This window comes from Dokdonia sp. Asnod1-B02 (assembly GCF_045063955.1).
In the GTDB taxonomy this organism is placed as follows: Bacteria; Bacteroidota; Bacteroidia; order Flavobacteriales; family Flavobacteriaceae; genus Dokdonia.
Genome location: NZ_JBEFNW010000002.1, coordinates 1,419,573 through 1,436,131 on the forward strand (window position 1 = coordinate 1,419,573; position 16,559 = coordinate 1,436,131).

General features: G+C 36.1%; 18 protein-coding genes. 10 read left to right on the forward strand and 8 right to left on the reverse strand.

The features are described from left to right. The first annotated feature begins 7 nt into the window (after window positions 1-7). The 6 genes from infC (at window position 8) to ACJJVU_RS06505 (ending at window position 4,159) form a co-directional block, all read left to right on the forward strand. Window positions 8-520, forward strand: coding sequence for a translation initiation factor IF-3 (gene infC, locus ACJJVU_RS06480; RefSeq protein WP_262485281.1), 513 nt, complete (start codon window positions 8-10; stop codon window positions 518-520). Between the two features lie 118 nt (window positions 521-638). Beyond that, complete coding sequence (gene rpmI, locus ACJJVU_RS06485; RefSeq protein WP_013751600.1) at window positions 639-836, forward strand: 50S ribosomal protein L35; 198 nt, start codon at window positions 639-641, stop codon at window positions 834-836. A gap of 119 nt (window positions 837-955) precedes the next feature. Then, the gene (rplT, locus tag ACJJVU_RS06490) at window positions 956-1,300 is read left to right on the forward strand and encodes a 50S ribosomal protein L20 (protein WP_013751599.1); all 345 of its coding nucleotides are present in this window, start codon (window positions 956-958) and stop codon (window positions 1,298-1,300) included. Between the two features lie 217 nt (window positions 1,301-1,517). Further along, on the forward strand, window positions 1,518-2,201 hold the full coding sequence (locus ACJJVU_RS06495) for an ATP-binding cassette domain-containing protein (RefSeq protein ID WP_339850382.1): 684 nt from the start codon (window positions 1,518-1,520) through the stop codon (window positions 2,199-2,201). Window positions 2,202-2,355: 154 nt separating this feature from the next. After that, window positions 2,356-3,234, forward strand: coding sequence for a glycosyltransferase (locus tag ACJJVU_RS06500; protein WP_405223540.1), 879 nt, complete (start codon window positions 2,356-2,358; stop codon window positions 3,232-3,234). After that, window positions 3,227-4,159, forward strand: coding sequence for a glycosyltransferase family 2 protein (locus ACJJVU_RS06505; RefSeq protein ID WP_405223542.1), 933 nt, complete (start codon window positions 3,227-3,229; stop codon window positions 4,157-4,159). The genes ACJJVU_RS06500 and ACJJVU_RS06505 overlap by 8 nt, the downstream gene beginning before the upstream one ends. On the opposite strand, the gene ACJJVU_RS06510 is transcribed toward ACJJVU_RS06505, so the two are convergent. After that, complete coding sequence (locus ACJJVU_RS06510) at window positions 4,156-4,536, reverse strand: sugar 3,4-ketoisomerase (protein ID WP_405223544.1); 381 nt, start codon at window positions 4,534-4,536, stop codon at window positions 4,156-4,158. The genes ACJJVU_RS06505 and ACJJVU_RS06510 overlap by 4 nt on opposite strands. After that, window positions 4,533-5,612: a glycosyltransferase gene (locus tag ACJJVU_RS06515; RefSeq protein WP_405223546.1), complete on the reverse strand. Its 1,080-nt coding sequence runs from the start codon at window positions 5,610-5,612 to the stop codon at window positions 4,533-4,535. Before ACJJVU_RS06515 ends, ACJJVU_RS06510 begins: the two co-directional genes overlap by 4 nt. A 31-nt stretch (window positions 5,613-5,643) precedes the next feature. Here ACJJVU_RS06515 and ACJJVU_RS06520 point away from each other — a divergent pair, with 31 nt between their 5' ends. Beyond that, window positions 5,644-6,777: a glycosyltransferase gene (locus tag ACJJVU_RS06520; protein ID WP_405223547.1), complete on the forward strand. Its 1,134-nt coding sequence runs from the start codon at window positions 5,644-5,646 to the stop codon at window positions 6,775-6,777. A gap of 4 nt (window positions 6,778-6,781) precedes the next feature. Here the strand turns inward: ACJJVU_RS06520 and ACJJVU_RS06525 are convergent, their stop codons facing one another. The 6 genes from ACJJVU_RS06525 to ACJJVU_RS06550 all read right to left on the reverse strand — a co-directional run bounded on the left by ACJJVU_RS06525 (window position 6,782) and on the right by ACJJVU_RS06550 (window position 13,559). Further along, the gene (locus tag ACJJVU_RS06525) at window positions 6,782-7,321 is read right to left on the reverse strand and encodes a DapH/DapD/GlmU-related protein (protein WP_405223549.1); all 540 of its coding nucleotides are present in this window, start codon (window positions 7,319-7,321) and stop codon (window positions 6,782-6,784) included. Then, the gene (locus ACJJVU_RS06530; protein ID WP_405223550.1) at window positions 7,314-8,603 is read right to left on the reverse strand and encodes an O-antigen translocase; all 1,290 of its coding nucleotides are present in this window, start codon (window positions 8,601-8,603) and stop codon (window positions 7,314-7,316) included. The genes ACJJVU_RS06525 and ACJJVU_RS06530 overlap by 8 nt, the downstream gene beginning before the upstream one ends. After that, window positions 8,597-9,703 carry a DegT/DnrJ/EryC1/StrS family aminotransferase gene (locus tag ACJJVU_RS06535; protein ID WP_405223552.1) on the reverse strand — a complete coding sequence of 369 codons (1,107 nt, stop codon included), beginning with the start codon at window positions 9,701-9,703 and terminating at the stop codon, window positions 8,597-8,599. The genes ACJJVU_RS06530 and ACJJVU_RS06535 overlap by 7 nt, the downstream gene beginning before the upstream one ends. Next, entirely contained in the window at window positions 9,700-10,572 is an 873-nt protein-coding gene (locus ACJJVU_RS06540) for a GNAT family N-acetyltransferase (protein ID WP_405223554.1), read from the reverse strand. The genes ACJJVU_RS06535 and ACJJVU_RS06540 overlap by 4 nt, the downstream gene beginning before the upstream one ends. 332 nt (window positions 10,573-10,904) lie before the next feature. Beyond that, entirely contained in the window at window positions 10,905-12,701 is a 1,797-nt protein-coding gene (typA, locus tag ACJJVU_RS06545) for a translational GTPase TypA (RefSeq protein WP_339850338.1), read from the reverse strand. A gap of 438 nt (window positions 12,702-13,139) precedes the next feature. Further along, entirely contained in the window at window positions 13,140-13,559 is a 420-nt protein-coding gene (locus ACJJVU_RS06550; RefSeq protein WP_041295684.1) for a nucleoside-diphosphate kinase, read from the reverse strand. 232 nt (window positions 13,560-13,791) lie between these two features. Between ACJJVU_RS06550 and ACJJVU_RS06555 the strand changes: the two genes are divergently transcribed. From ACJJVU_RS06555 to ACJJVU_RS06565, 3 genes are read left to right on the forward strand one after another with little or no spacing between them, the layout of a single operon-like run. Then, a complete protein-coding gene (locus ACJJVU_RS06555) occupies window positions 13,792-14,808 on the forward strand; it encodes a bifunctional oligoribonuclease/PAP phosphatase NrnA (RefSeq protein WP_405223556.1) in 1,017 nt (338 codons plus the stop codon). Then, on the forward strand, window positions 14,805-15,356 hold the full coding sequence (gene gldI, locus ACJJVU_RS06560) for a gliding motility-associated peptidyl-prolyl isomerase GldI (protein WP_405223558.1): 552 nt from the start codon (window positions 14,805-14,807) through the stop codon (window positions 15,354-15,356). Before ACJJVU_RS06555 ends, gldI begins: the two co-directional genes overlap by 4 nt. Before the next feature lie 14 nt (window positions 15,357-15,370). Next, entirely contained in the window at window positions 15,371-16,543 is a 1,173-nt protein-coding gene (locus ACJJVU_RS06565; RefSeq protein WP_013751594.1) for a peptidylprolyl isomerase, read from the forward strand. The last annotated feature ends 16 nt before the right edge of the window (window positions 16,544-16,559 follow it).

Sequence of the window (16,559 nt, forward strand, 5' to 3'; positions counted from 1 at the left end):
TAGGATCATTAAGGAAGACCAACACAAAATCAACCAAAAGATTCGTGCCAAAGAAGTACGACTCGTGGGAGAAAACGTGGAAGTAGGGATTTACCCTATCCAAAAAGCACAAGCACTAGCTGCAGAATTAGAGCTAGATCTTGTAGAGATATCACCTAATGCCGCACCACCGGTTTGTAAAATTATAGACTATAAGAAGTTTGTATATGAGCAAAAGAAGCGTGAGAAGGTAATGAAGGCAAAAGCCTCAAAAGTGATTATCAAAGAAATACGTTTTGGTCCGCAGACAGACGATCACGATTACGAATTTAAAAAGAAGCATGCTGAAAAGTTCCTTAAAGAAGGAGCAAAACTTAAAGCTTATGTATTCTTTAAAGGTCGTTCTATCATCTATAAGGATCAAGGAGAAATACTACTTCTAAGACTAGCACAAGAGCTAGAAGAACTAGGAAAAGTAGAACAACTCCCGAGACTAGAAGGAAAGCGTATGACAATGTTCATCGCTCCTAAGAAAAAATAAGCTTGCTAGCAAGCATAAGTTGCTAGTGTATAGCAGCTAGACATAAAACCCTCCTACTCTTTTGAGTCAGGAGGGTTTAGTAAGAAAATAAGTGAGATAATTTAAAAAATAGGAACAGATGCCTAAAATGAAAACAAAATCCAGTGCTAAGAAGCGTTTCAAGCTTACCGGAACTGGTAAAATCAAAAGAAAGCACGCTTTTAAGAGTCACATTTTGACTAAAAAATCTAAGAAGCGTAAGCTTGCGTTAACGCATGATGGCCTTGTGCACGATGCAGATACGAGTAATGTTAAATTGATGCTTAATCTTAAGTAATCCGTTTAACCGGTTAAAACAAATATTTTTAAACCCTGGAGTATGGCCTTCTCTCCGCTTAAGAGAGAGAACAAAAGAGTATACAGCGTGTACCGCCTGCTACAAAAACACATTAAATTATGCCTAGATCAGTAAATTCAGTTGCTAAAAGAGCCCGTAGAAAAAAGGTGATGAAGCAAGCCAAAGGTTACTTTGGAAGACGTAAAAACGTTTGGACAGTAGCAAAAAATGCAGTAGACAAAGCAATGTCTTATGCATACAGAGACCGTCGTCAGAATAAAAGAAATTTCCGTTCATTATGGATTACTCGTATTAATGCGGGTGCTCGTATGCACGGTATGTCTTATTCTCAGTTTATGGGGAAAGTAAAAGCAAATGGAATCGAGCTTAACCGTAAGGTGCTTGCAGATCTTGCTATGAACCACCCAGAAGCGTTTGAAGCAGTAATCAATAAAGTAAAGTAAGGCGCGAGCCTCATTTAATAATACATCTCACTTATTAAAAAGTCCTGCTCTTTGAGCAGGACTTTTTGTTTTAAACAACTTTTCTAAAATTTACTTGTACTACTGAGTAATTCAATTTTCGCGAAAGCGAGATTGCACAACTTATTATAAAACTTTTGAAGTAGCTTTAAAACACTTTCATCGAAATTCCGTTACTTTGAGTGTAATAAGAAAATCTATGTCTACACCTGTTCTTGAACTCTCACATGCTGCTATATATCAGCGAGAAAATTTAATTTTATCTGAAGTTAATGTTACCATTGAACCAGGTGACTTTGTATATCTCATAGGTAAAACGGGCTCTGGGAAAAGTAGTTTCATGAAAACGCTTTATGGTGATTTACCGCTCACAGAAGGAAAAGGGAATATTGTAGGGTTTGATCTCAATGGACTTAAGGAAAAGAATATCCCTTTTTTACGTCGTAAGCTTGGTGTTGTTTTTCAAGATTTTAAATTATTAAATGACCGAACGGTTATCGATAATTTAAAATTTGTTTTAAAAGCAACTGGATGGAAGGATAAGGCTGCTATGACAAATAAAATAGATTCGGTTCTTGATAAAGTGGGAATGAAAAGCAAGGGTTTTAAGTTCCCTTATCAGCTTTCTGGTGGAGAACAACAACGTATTGCTATTGCACGCGCTTTACTCAATGACCCCGAACTTATCCTTGCAGACGAGCCTACTGGAAATCTTGACCCGCAGACAAGTGTTGAAGTCATGGAAGTGCTCCAAGAGATTAATAAGAATGGCAACACTATACTAATGGCAACTCATGATTATGCGCTCTTATTAAAATATCCATCAAAAACATTGAAGTGCGATGGCAACAAGGTTTTTGAGGTTGTTCAGAAAACAGTTTAATATCCTTTCCGAACACTTACATATCATCCAACTCATTAATAAGTTACTGTTTGATTGGTAATCAATATGTATAAAATAATGAGTTAGACTCAAGATAGATTTTGGCTAGTAAAATACCTAAAACTTCTATTTAGCGTATATTGACATTACTTTAATGCTTTCTATACTTATACCTACATATAATACTGACATCACAGATCTTGTCCAGTCTATCTGTGAGCAAGCACATCGTACGAAAATTACTTTTGAAGTGATTTTCTGTGAAGATGCATCTTATCTATACGTAGAAAAAAACGTACAACTTCTAGGAAACACTAACGTAAAGCGGCTAATAAACGCTACCAATTTAGGTAGAACTGCCACCCGTACTAATCTTGCCGATAACTCAACATATAGTTGGTTACTATTTCTAGATGCAGATGTTGCACTATCGTCAAAGAATTTTATTGAAAATTATGTTTCACATCTAAATTCATCACATGATATTATTCATGGTGGTATATCATATGCTCTAGATGATAACGATGATTTCACTCTTAGGAGTACCTATGGTATACAAAGAGAAACACAACTAGCCAAAGAAAGATGTAAAACTTCTTATTTTATTATTTCTCAAAATATACTTGTAAAAAAGGAAGCGTTCTTAAAGCTAAATATTATTGCTTCAAACAGGTATGGTCTGGATAACATATTCTCCTATCAAATCCTTAAACAAGGTTATAATGTCCAACACATAGATAATCCAGTAATACATCATGGTTTAGAAAAGAACGATGTGTTTCTAAAGAAGTCTATACAAGCGATAGAAACTCTTATTTATTATGAAGAGAAAGGTCTAATGGCTCAAGACTTCACACGTTTACAAAAAAGCTATCTTACTCTTAAAAAGAATAAAGTAGTTCTTATTTTCAAGGTGATTATAAGTAAAAGTTTGAAGTACATCGAAAAAAACTTAATGGGCAAAAAGCCATCTCTATTCCTTTTTGACCTGTACAGATTACATCATTATATAACTCTTAAAGAAAATGCCTAAGTTCTCTGTAGTCATTACGGTATATAATAAGGAGGACTTTGTACAAGCAACTGTAGAAAGTGTCTTAAATCAGTCGGTGCAAGATTTTGAGATTATTATAGTTAATGACGCTTCAACTGATGATAGTGCTAACGTCATCAAAAATATTGATCAAGCAGCCATAAATTATATTGAATTACCTCAAAATGTAGGTGCTAGTGCAGCTAGAAATATAGGTATTAAATCTGCCAAGGGATCATTTATTGCACTTCTTGATGGTGATGATATTTGGGATAGCTATTACCTAGCCGAGATTGTAAGTCTCATACATGTGTTTCCGCAACATCACGTTTTCGCGACAGCGGTATTCAAAGAATATATAGGAAAAACTACAGCAAGTAATTATAGTTTTGATAATCCAAATGAAGATACTTTTCTAGATCTAAACTACTTTGAGAGCAGCTATAAAAACTCGCTATTAACGAGTAGTTCTGCAGTGATACATAAGTCCGTTTTTAATGATATTGGGTTTTATGATGAGTCCATAAAAAGTGGACAAGACACAGATTTATGGATTAGAATTGGGATTAAATATCGAGTAGCTTTCAGCACTAAGCCCGCTGTAACTTATATCTATGCGCCACAAAGTCTTTATAAAAGTATACGCAGTGTTACACATAGACCTGATTATCTAAATTATCTCAATGAAGAGGAAAAGCTTGAGAGCTTAAAGAAATTTATAGATCTCAATAGATATTCATTAATACTGAGGGCTAGATTATGGAATGAGTCACAAGAAGCGACCGTGTATCTTGATAACCTTGACCTAAATAATCTTAATAGTAGACAGCGGTTTCTACTTAATTTACCTCCGAGCGTGTTGAAAATAGCTTTTAAATCCCAAAAATTATTAGCACAAGCAGGGATTAATCTGTCTGCTTTTTAGCCAATAAAATCTTTATAATCACGGATGTAATCTTGTTCATTATATTCATGAGAAGCGAGTACGAGACAAACAGAACCAGATGAGAAATTTTCTAGTTCGCGCCATATATTCACATCAATCAATAAGCCTTCACTTGGATTGTTAAGCATTACCCGTTCTTTAATCGTTCCATTATCGAGTACAACCTCAAAGCTTCCGCTTACTGCAATGAGCAATTCTACACATTCTTTATGTGCATGCCCGCCGCGATATGCTCCACTAGGCACATCGTGTAAATAATAAACTCGCTTAATATCATGTGGAAACACACCATTTTCTATAACAGCAAGGTTGCCTCGCGGGTCTGTTATTCTAGGGATTTCTATAATTTTCTTCATAAGGAATTTATAAGGGTACTCCAGTCATTACTAATTTGTTCCTGTGATAAGTGTGCTACACTCTCTTTGGCATTTGATTTACAATGCGCTAAAAGTTCGCTATCAAGAACAAACATATGTATAGCTTTAGATAATGCCTCCATATCATAATTAGGAACTAATAATCCATTATGACCGTGCTGTACTATTTCATTAGGTCCAGACTCACAATCTACACTTATCACTGGAGTTCCTAGTGATAATGACTCTACAAGCACCATCGGGAAACCTTCATAATGACTAGTTAAGAGCGTAAATAACGCATTTTTAACGATGGAGGACGGTTGTTTTTGATGACCTAGAAAGTAGATTTTATTGCTAACGTTTAGCTTTTTGGCCAAGATAACTAGTTTTTCCTTGTCCTGACCGTCTCCCATTATTACGAGAGGTGTTTTTAAGTTCGCTTTCGCGAAAGCGGAAATCATCAAACTAAAATTCTTAACATCATCTACGAGTCTCCCATAACCAAGAATATAGGTGCTGGGTAATGCTGTAGAAGATTCTACTACTGAAAATTGAGGAATAGCATTGTAGACATGCTTTGTATTTTTGAATCCATATGTCTCCGTAATCTTATCACAAATGCGTTTTGAAACTCCGATAAACTTGGAGTTGTTGTAAAGTTTTTTTGCTATAGATATGGGCTTAGGAAAATAGGTTTCTAAGCGAGCGCTACGAACCATAAATGCAACCTTAAAATTACGATAGATGTATTGCGTATAGCAAATCTCTTTAAGTAGAGAAGGTCTAGATCTATTATCTATAATCAGATCAAAATCGTGCTGGAGTAAGTAGGCTCTTAATCTTTTCAAATGACGCCATCTAGCGGTTAAAGAATCATCGCTAGATTTATAACTTCCTAGATTAAAAAGTGTTCCAGTGTATGGAACTTCAATGTCATCTCTTAACGTCACAATATGCACTGAGTGCCCTAATCCCGATAACATAGTCGATAAAATTCCCAACGATCGCTCTGCGCCACCACCTGCCAAAGAGATGGTAACTAGCGCAATTTTATTATGAGTATCTTTAGGCAACGGAAGAAATTTTGAATACCAAATATAGTCAATGCGCATCTTACTTGTAGGCGAATACAGCCGACTTCACAATTCGCTCAAAGAAGGACTCCTAAAGTTAGGTCACGAAGTAAAGATTGTGGGAAGTGGCGATGGATTTAAAAACTATCCTGTAGACATTAGACTTGAAAGAGGCTATACTAACGGATGGAGAAAAAAACTAAAACTTGGTGTTCTTAAACTAACCGGCATTGATATTTCTGAAATCGCCTTAAGGAAATCATTCAACACTTTAAAACCACAACTTTCTGGTTATGATGTGGTACAGCTCATTAATGAGTCTAGTTTTAACACCACACCATCATTAGAACTAGAAATAGCTCAGTATTTAAAAAAACACAATAAGAAAGTATTTCTCCTCTCTTGCGGTGCAGATTATCCAAGTATCACACATGCGTTTACAGAGGAGCTTCCATACACTATAGTAACTCCGTTTAAAGAAGAAAAGATAGATAAGAAATCTTTTGCCCCTGCGCTTAAGTATCTAGATCTTGCTTACAAGGAACTGCATGAAAAATTATATGAGCTAGTAGATGGCGTGATTGCTACAGATCTTGATTATCACATACCGCTCAAAGGTCATAATGCATATGTTGGTTTAATTCCTAATCCCATAAACACAGATACCATAAAAAGCTTACCTCAGGAGAATTCCAATTCTATTATCATCTTTCATGGCATAAATCGCGCAAACTATTTTAAGAAGGGAAATGATATTTTTGAAAATGCGCTTGCAATAATTAAAGAGACATATACTTCAAGAGTTGCTATAATTACCACCGAAAGCTTACCCTATAAAACTTATATAGAAAAGTACAATAGTGCACATATTATTCTAGATCAAGTTTACTCACATGATCAAGGCTATAATGCACTTGAAGCAATGGCAAAGGGTAAAGTAGTATTTACTGGCGCTGGCATTCACTTTAAGAAGCACTACAATCTTTCAGAAACTGTAGCCATAGATGCTACGCCAGATGTAGATGAAATAATGCGCAGTCTAGAAAAACTCATTGAAAATCCAGAAAGCATTGAGGAGATAGGAAGGAACGCTCGCTTATTTATTGAGACTCATCATAGTTATAAGCAAGTCGCACAAAAGTATATAGACACTTGGAGTAATTAATTCTTTAAGAAAAGTTAGAAAACGTCGTTCCCGCAGCTACATTTACTGTAACCGTACTTCCTGCCGCTATCACAGCATTATCTCCTATGGTCACACCTTTCCAGATACTCACATTATTCCCTATAAAAACATTCTCACCTATGATTACAGCTGTGCTAGACCCTGTATGTGATCTTCGGTTTTGGAAATTGAGACTGTGAAAATTGCAATTATAAATACTACAATTTAAACCTATTGTAGTTCTGTCTCCTATAGTTATAGAAGCCTCATTTGCAATCGCGCAAAAGTTATTATTAATCGCAACATCTCTCCCGAAGATGATCTCACTACCTTCCTTCCTTGCTTCTATATACGCGTAGGTATTATAAAATAATGGCGAATTGATAACACCTATATGTACGCTTTCGCGAAAGCATACTTTTCCTTTTCCATTAATTTGCGCAGGTTGATGAAGTACCGCCTTGCCATCAATGCTTTTATGAGATGAAAGTATTTTATACTTCCAGATTCTAAAGGATTGTAATATGTTACTAAGTCTACTCACTTGCTGCTATTGTTTTACCAAATAATGGTTTCCGAAAGATAAACAGTAATACCAATAAATGTATAAAATAACTAAAGCAATGTCCCATAGACGCTCCCTCATATCCAAATTTACGCACCAAGTAAATTCCAGAACAATAGATAACTACTAGGGATATTATCTCTGTTATTAAAAATAGCTTTAGATTATTTTTTGCGATAATTTGATATCCTATCACGATGGAGGCAACCTTAAAAAAATCTCCAAGTAATTGCCATTTAAAAAGATGTGTCATCGGGATAAAATCTTCGGTAAAAATGAGTCCTACAATAAAATCACGTAGTAGATATATTACCACAAGTCCAACTCCAAAGAGCGGAAGAACGGTTTTGTAAAACCCAAATATCTCCTTTCTAAAGGATTCATCTGTAGTTGCCTTTGCGAGTTGAGGAAGTATATACAATGTCATAAGTGTGGCGACGAACTTCACATAATAACTAGATATTCTAGTCATTGCGTCCCAGTAACCAGCACCATCACCTATCTCTTTACGTATGGTAATATATACGAGCGGCAGGACAATCATAGAGAACAAAGCCATAAGTGTGTACGATCCTAGCTTACGTAACGCTGCCGTATCAAAGTTTGATAATGAAATATTTCTCAATACATCACCTTGCTTTCCTAATGCAATTAAGGTAATCACTAGTATCACTGCTGGACTTGCAACTAGCGAAAATAATGCACCTTGCACACCGTAGTATATAATACTTAACACTGTTATAGCAAGTCCAATAAGGTTAGAAAATATTTGAATTTTAACCACCTTCTTATAAGCCGACTGCCCATTAATAACGGCAAGTAAAATACCGTTAAGTGTTATAAACGGTAAGGCAATGGCTAGCAATTTAAAAACATAGATGTACTGTGTCCCTTCTCCAAAAACCTGTGCATTAAAATAAGAAGCGCCTACGTATAACATCGATGACACAATTATAGTAGCAACAAGACTTACAATAACAGCAGTAGATAATAATTTTGATAATGGATGACTATTCTCATCACCCGTAGCTACATACTTTACAATACCGTTAGACAGGCCTAGATTTCCAGCAGCTTGAGAAGAAGTCATAAAATTGCGCAGATGTCCTAGCAATGCCATACCACGCTCCCCTAGATAAATAGCAATAAGTTTTGAAGTTATAAGCCCTCCTAAAATTTGGAGAATTACACTCACAGCATTTATTGAGCCTATCTTTAAAAGCGTATTGTCACCTATACTAGCGCGTATTTTACTTAGCATCTAAAGCTGTTTAGCGCTGTTATAATGTCCTCAACATCTACAGCTGATAATGCGGGTGATAATGGAATACTGAGTACCTCTTTATGCAATTGCTCACAAACGGAAAATGATTGCATATTGTACTCGCTAAGTGCCTCTTGTTTATGAGGAGGAACTGGATAATGAATATTAGTCCCTATTCCTTTGTTTTGTAAGTGTGTCTGTAATTGATCTCGATAAACACTTCGTATCACAAACAAGTGCCACACATGATTTTCCTCTTTATCTAATTGAGGTAGTAAAATATGTTTATTATCAATCTTACTGAGATATTGGATCGCAATCTCACGCCGTCTACGATTTTGAATATCTAATTGCTTTAATTTTATTCTTAAGAAGGCCGCTTGTATCTCATCAAGTCTAGAATTAACTCCTGCATATTCGGCTACATAGCGTTCTTTAAAACCATAATTTCTATACTTTTTCACTACCTGAGCAAGCGCTTTATTATCTGTAGTAATTGCTCCAGCATCTCCTAAAGCTCCTAGGTTTTTAGTTGGATAAAAACTATGCGCACTCGCATCTGCTAGTGATCCGCTACGATTTCCATTAATATCCTTTGCTCCGTGTGATTGTGCGCAATCTGTAATTACGAGTAGGTTGTACGCTTTCGCGAAAGCGTTAACCCTTTCCATATCCGTAAGTTTCCCATACAAGTGTGTAGGTAACACTACTTTCGTTTTAGGTGTTATTTTACGTTCTAAATCTTCAAAATCAAAATTATAAGTAAGTAACGAAGCTTCTACTAATACTGGGATCAAACCAGCCTGCTTAATAGCAATAATCGTAGCGATATACGTATTACTTGCAACTAAAACTTCGTCTCCTTCCTGAAGCTGTTCTAAGATTTTATAGCCTTCAAAGATGAGTCGTAAAGCATCGAGACCATTTGCTGTACCTACACAATGTCTCGTTCCACAATACTGAGCATATTCTGCTTCAAAAAGTTGTACCTCTTCTCCTAGCACATACCATCCTTTCTCTAAAAAGGAATCGAACTTGATTTTAAACTCTTCTTCATAGGGAGCATTTATTTTTTTAAGATCTAAAAATGGGATCATACCAGTACGTTATTTAAATAGATATGATTTGCAGTGTCTATTTTGAAGCTTCGATGCACAGAGGTACGTGCGCCAAAACATTCTTTCCAGTAAGCAAGTCCTTTATTGAGTTGTTTTCCTGCATTTTCATTTGAAGTTCCAAAGTCGAAATATCTCTTGTTTTTAAAAGTAACTTTTATAAGATGATTAAAAAGAAAGTCTAGTGTGCCTAGAGTTTGTTTTTCACTATTTGCCGAGATATACTGGACATGTGCTGTCGTACTTGTCTCAAATATTGTAGCTCCCCCAACAATACGTCCATCATGGTAAACATTAAACTGTCTAATATTATTTGGGAATGACTTCTTTAGTAATGTTATCTCTTCTACAGTGTGTGTAGGTTCGGCGTTATGTTGCTCTTGAAGATTAGGAGTTAAGATAACGTTCCAGAAATCACCAAGGTTATCTTCTTCTTTAATAACTAAATTGTGTTTTTGAGCTTTTTTTACCCCTTCAAGCCGATTAGATTGAATCTGTATGTCATTTCTATAATCAATGACTGAAGCGCTATCCACCCTATAGCAAGCTGCTTGAACGAGTTGTAAAAGATAGTCTAGTCCTTCACTAGGCAAACGATTGTAAAAACTAGGAATCTGCTTTAAGTAGATCGTCTGAATATCTAGGGACTCTAAATAACTGAGTAACTTCTTAAATAGCTCTGTTAAATCTGCAATCTTTAAAGATGGTAGTATCAATAACCCTCCATAAGTAAGCCCTTGATGACTATAGATCGCTTCTCCCTCAATATTTGCAGGTAGCAGTGCAACTACTTTTTTATCCTTAAATATCATCAGCGAGTTATCTATAAAACGATCTGAATGATACTCCATAAATGCCCTATTATGGAGAAATGTTGCGTTGCATGATAGCGCGACAAAATCGTTCCACCGGTGGGTGTTCTTATGCTGATACTTTTGGATGATATAAGGTGATTTCAAATACTGGTAGTTACTCTGTTAGTACTGTAAAATACAAACATAATTATATATAATCGTTGTTTTGATAGATGTTACCCAGCGTATATAGATTTTCAAAATTTAAACGAGCTACCTCAAATACTAGACTTAAAAGCCACTACAAATAGTATCAATCACTATTATCCATAAAAAAACCTACTCAGTACGAGTAGGTTTTTTCTATAGTATTCTTATTTCTAAGATTCTTAAGCTATTTTAAAACGCTTACGATCTACCTCTTTAAGGTGAACTTTACGTAGTCTCAAGTGATTAGGAGTTACCTCTACATACTCATCTTTCTGAATATATTCTAGCGCCTCTTCTAATGAAAACTTGATAGCAGGAACAATCTTTGCTTTATCATCTGCACCAGATGAACGTACGTTAGATTGCTTCTTAGCTTTTGTAATATTAATGTTCATGTCATCTTGACGAGAATTCTCACCAATTACTTGACCTTCATAAATATCTTCACCTGGAGATACGAAGAACTTACCTCTATCTTGTAACTTATCGATAGAATAAGGAATCGCATTTCCATTCTCCATAGATACTAAAGATCCAGATATACGTCCAGGAATATCTCCTTTGAAAGGCTGGTATTCTTTAAAACGGTGAGCCATAATTGCTTCTCCTGCAGTTGCAGTAAGCAATTGGTTACGTAATCCTATAATACCACGTGATGGGATTAGGAATTCAATAATCATACGCTCTCCTTTTGCCTCCATAGAAAGCATTTCTCCTTTACGCATTGTTACAAACTCGACAGCGCGACCAGATACATTTTCTGGAAGGTCAATAGTAAGCTCTTCTATAGGCTCACATTTAACTCCGTCTATTTCTTTTATAATTACTTGCGGCTGCCCTATTTGTAATTCATATCCTTCGCGGCGCATTGTTTCAATTAGTACAGAGAGGTGCATTACTCCACGACCATATACTAAGAATTTATCTGCACTGTCTGTATCATTAACACGAAGTGCAAGGTTCTTTTCAAGCTCTTTTGTCAAACGATCTTTAATGTGACGAGATGTTACAAACTTTCCATCTTTTCCAAAGAACGGTGAATCGTTAATTGAGAAAAGCATACTCATTGTAGGCTCATCAATATCGATAGTTGCAAGACCTTCTGGGTTTTCAAAATCTGCAACAGTATCACCTATTTCAAATCCTTCTAATCCTACAATTGCACAAATATCACCAGCTTGAACGCTTGGTACTTTTAAACGACCTAAACCGTCAAAAGTGTGTAATTCTTTAATACGTGTTTTCTTTATAGTTCCATCACGCTTTACAAGGGATACTTGCATACCTTCTGTAAGCTCACCACGGTTAAGGCGTCCTATTGCGATACGACCTGTAAATGATGAGAAATCTAAAGATGTAATTAACATCTGCGTGTTTCCTTCTTTAACCTCTGGTACTGGAATATTTTCCATTATCATTTCTAATAATGGCTCGATAGAATCAGTTGGCTTCTCCCAGTCGTCACTCATCCAGTTGTTCTTTGCACTACCATAAACGGTAGGAAAGTCTAACTGCCACTCTTCTGCACCAAGTTCAAACATAAGGTCAAAAACCTTTTCATGTACGATATCTGGAGTACAGTTTTCTTTATCTACTTTGTTTACTACAACAAGAGGCTTTAATCCAAGATCAAGTGCTTTTTGTAGTACAAAACGCGTTTGTGGCATAGGCCCTTCAAATGCATCTACAAGAAGACAAACACCATCTGCCATGTTCAATACACGCTCTACTTCACCACCAAAATCGGCGTGACCAGGAGTATCGATAATGTTAATTTTCGTTCCCTTGTACATTACAGAAACATTCTTAGAAGTAATTGTAATCCCGCGCTCACGCTCAAGATCGTTGTTATCTAAAATAAGTTCTCCTTTAGATTCGTTTTCTCTAAAAAGCTCACAGTGATACATAATTTTGTCTACCAGGGTTGTCTTACCGTGGTCTACGTGGGCGATAATCGCGATATTCCTTACGTCCATAATGGGTTGTATTAATGCCGTGTTTTTGGCGGTGCAAAAGTAAGTATTTTTAATTAAAATATTTACTATTACTATATTATATGTGCTTTCTCCTTTTAAAATGAATCAAAAAGCACTCAATTTATTGAAATAAAACAGCTTAGTTAATATATCAGTCTACTATTTAGAGCGATTACGGCGTCTTATTATATGGGCGTTACCCTACGGGTCAGGCTATCCGTTTTTACTCCTCCTCATTAAGAAAACCTCGCTATCATCTCACATAAAAGTGAGATGGCTCGGTGTTCTCAATTCGTGTGGGGTAACCACTACTATCCTTAACGCAACAATAGCCGTAAATAAAAATGCTTCTTCTATGTTATATAGAAGAAGCATTTAAAATAAATCTTAATGTGTAAAAACACATGTAAGATATGTATATGTTTATTGCGCTAGCAATTAAAACATCTCACGTCCAGAAAAATGGAAAGCACCTTCAATAGCTGCATTCTCATCACTATCAGAACCGTGTACTGCATTTTCTCCCATAGAAGTTGCATATAAAGCACGGATAGTACCTTCTGCAGCATCTGCTGGGTTTGTTGCTCCTATAAGCGTACGGAAGTCTGCTACTGCATTTTCTTTTTCAAGAACTGCTGCAACGATAGGTCCGCGTGTCATAAACTCTACAAGCTCTCCAAAGAATGGACGCTCGTTGTGTACTGCATAAAATGTCTCAGCGTCTGCCTTCGTCATTTGAGTAAGTTTCATTGCTACAATACGGAAACCGCTAGCAGTAATTTTTTCTAAGATTGCTCCGATGTGTCCGTTTTCAACGCCATCAGGCTTAATCATTGTAAAAGTTCTGTTTGTCATAATTCTTTAATTTCTGCAATGGCGGTATTATCTCCCTACCTTCACTTAGTTTTTAGATGCCCACGTGTTGAGCTTTTAAAATTTTCGCGAAAGCGTAAAAACTCTTTCTTGAAATCGCGTGCAAAAATACTGCTTTTTAATGTTACCACCATATTAAGTTTTCATCTCCTTGAAAAGCTAAATATTTAATCACAAGCAGAAATAGAGCACAGCAGAAATTGTATATTCGCAAACTATGAATATCTCTCAAATCTCAACAACAAAAGAGTTACTTAAAGACTCAAAAAGCATAGCTGTAATTCCTCATAAAAATCCTGATGGAGATGCTATGGGAAGTACACTTGCACTTGTAGCATATTTAAATAAAAAAGGTCATAAGGCAGTTGTAGTGGCGCCTAATGAGTATCCACATTTTTTAAAGTGGCTGCCAGGTCATGACGATGTACTTTTTTACACATCTAATACAACTAACGCAAGGGATGCAATAAAAACAGCAGACCTCGTATTTACATTAGACTTTAATCATTTTTCTAGAGTAGGAGACTTAGAAGAGGTGCTTGATAATGTCAAGGCTCCATTTATCATGATAGACCACCACCAGCAACCAGCAGATTATGCTGCGGTTACTTATAGTGATACTACCATGAGCAGTACTTGTGAGATGGTATATCATTTCATAAAAGCTTTAGGTGATGAGCAGCTAATTACTGCAGACATGGCTAGCTGTTTGTATACAGGCATCATGACAGACACTGGATCTTTTAGATTCTCATCTACCACCGCTACTACTCACGAGGTTATTGCTGCTCTTATTAAAAAAGGAGCAAATAACGACCAGATACACCAAAATATTTACGATACTAATAGCGAGTCTAGACTTCAACTCCTAGGTGTTGCTCTTAATAACCTTGTAGTCTTAAGAGAGTATAGAACTGCTTTTATTACTATGACGCAGAAAGAGCTAGATGACCATAATTTTCAAAAAGGGGATACAGAAGGTTTTGTAAATTATTGTCTTTCGCTAGAGGGCATTATATTTGCTGTGATATTTATAGAACATAAAGCAGATAGTATTATAAAAATGTCGCTTAGATCTAAAGGTGAGTTCTCTGTAAATGAATTTGCTAGAGCTCATTATAATGGTGGAGGACATACTAATGCCGCAGGTGGAAGAAGCGAGGTAGCACTTGCAGAAACTATTGCTAACTTTAAAGAGTTATTGCCTTCATATAAAGACCAATTATCATCATGAGAAATGTAATATTTCTGTTTTCTATATTCCTTATTGTTTCATGCTCTGAGACAGTTGCTCGCAGACCAGTTTCTCAAAAAACAGGATCTTACGTGAAGACAGAAACTATCTCTCGTAACAAAGAGCTTATCGCCCAAGATGAAGCAGCTATTAAGAAATTTATAGCTAGAGATACTTTAAACACCTATAACCCTTCACCAAATGGTTTCTGGTATTCTTATATTGCAAAAGATACATTAGGTAAGCAAGCTCCTCAAGTAGGTGATCTTGTTTTGTTTAATTACAACCTCGCAACAATCACCGGTAAGGAACTTGTTACGCAAGAAGAACTAGGAAATACGGTTACTCAAATAGATCAAAGTAATCCAGATATAATTACCGGAATAAGGGAAGGACTTAAATTAATGAAAGAAGGAGAAACAATGACGTTTCTATTTCCTAGTTATAAAGCTTACGGCTATTACGGTTTTGAAGATAGAATACCTAGCAATACCCCAGTGCGTAGTACCGTTACTTTACTTGAAATAAAAGACCAATCAAACGAATAAATAAATCACAAACAATGAAGAAAACAAGTATGTTATTAGTTGCAGTAATTTTATCACTCTTTTCATGTAATGATAAATATCCAGATTTAGGAGATGGATTATATGCAGAAATCATCACAGATAAGGGAACCATGGTTGCAGAGCTTTTTTATAATGACGCCCCTGCAACGGTTGCAAATTTTGTTGCGCTAGCAGAAGGTACACACCCTCTAGCAGATAGCACATATGCTGGTAAGCCATTTTACAATGGATTAACCTTCCATAGAATCATAAAGGACTTTATGATTCAAGGTGGTGATCCTACAGGTACAGGTTCTGGTGATCCTGGCTACAAGTTCTTTGACGAACTTACTCCTGAGCGTAGACATGATTCTGCAGGAGTTCTTTCTATGGCAAACTCTGGATATGCGACTAACGGAAGTCAGTTCTTTATTACACATAAAGCGACACCACACCTTGATGGTTATGACTCAAACGGAAATCTTAAAAACTGTGATAACCCTAGAGTAAGCTGTCATACAGTATGGGGTAAAGTAGTTACTGGATTAGAAGTTGTAGATGCTATTACAGAAGTAGAACTTGAAGATCCACGCGCTGGAAAACCAAAAACTCCAGTAATTATCCAACAAGTAAACATCATCAGAAAAGGAAGTGATGTAAAAAATTACAACGCTGGTGAGACGTTTACAAATGAACTAGCTGCCTTTGAAGAAAACAAAGCAAAAGAAGCTGCCGAAAAAGCAAAGCAATTTGCTGGAAAGAAAGCTGAGCTTGATGCAAAGAGAGAAGGAATAGAAGAACTTCCTAGCGGACTAGGAATCTATTTTGATCAAAAAGGAAAAGGAATAAAGCCTAATACTGGTCAAAAAGTAAAAGTAGAATATGCTGGTTTCTTTACAACAGGAGAGTTATTTGACACAAGTAGCGAAGAAGTAGCTGCTGCAAATAACAAGCTAGATGACCGCAAGAAAGCTGCTGGACAGTACAAACTTCTTGAAACAGTATATAGCCCAGAAGCTAGACTTATTGCTGGATTTAAAGAAGGACTACAATTGATGTCTATAGGTGATAAAGCAACACTATTTATCCCTTACCACTTAGGGTACGGAGCACAAGGATATCCTGGTGCAATACCTCCTAAGGCAGATCTTGTATTTGAAATCGAACTTGTAGAGATTGTAAAGTAATACAAACATTACAGCA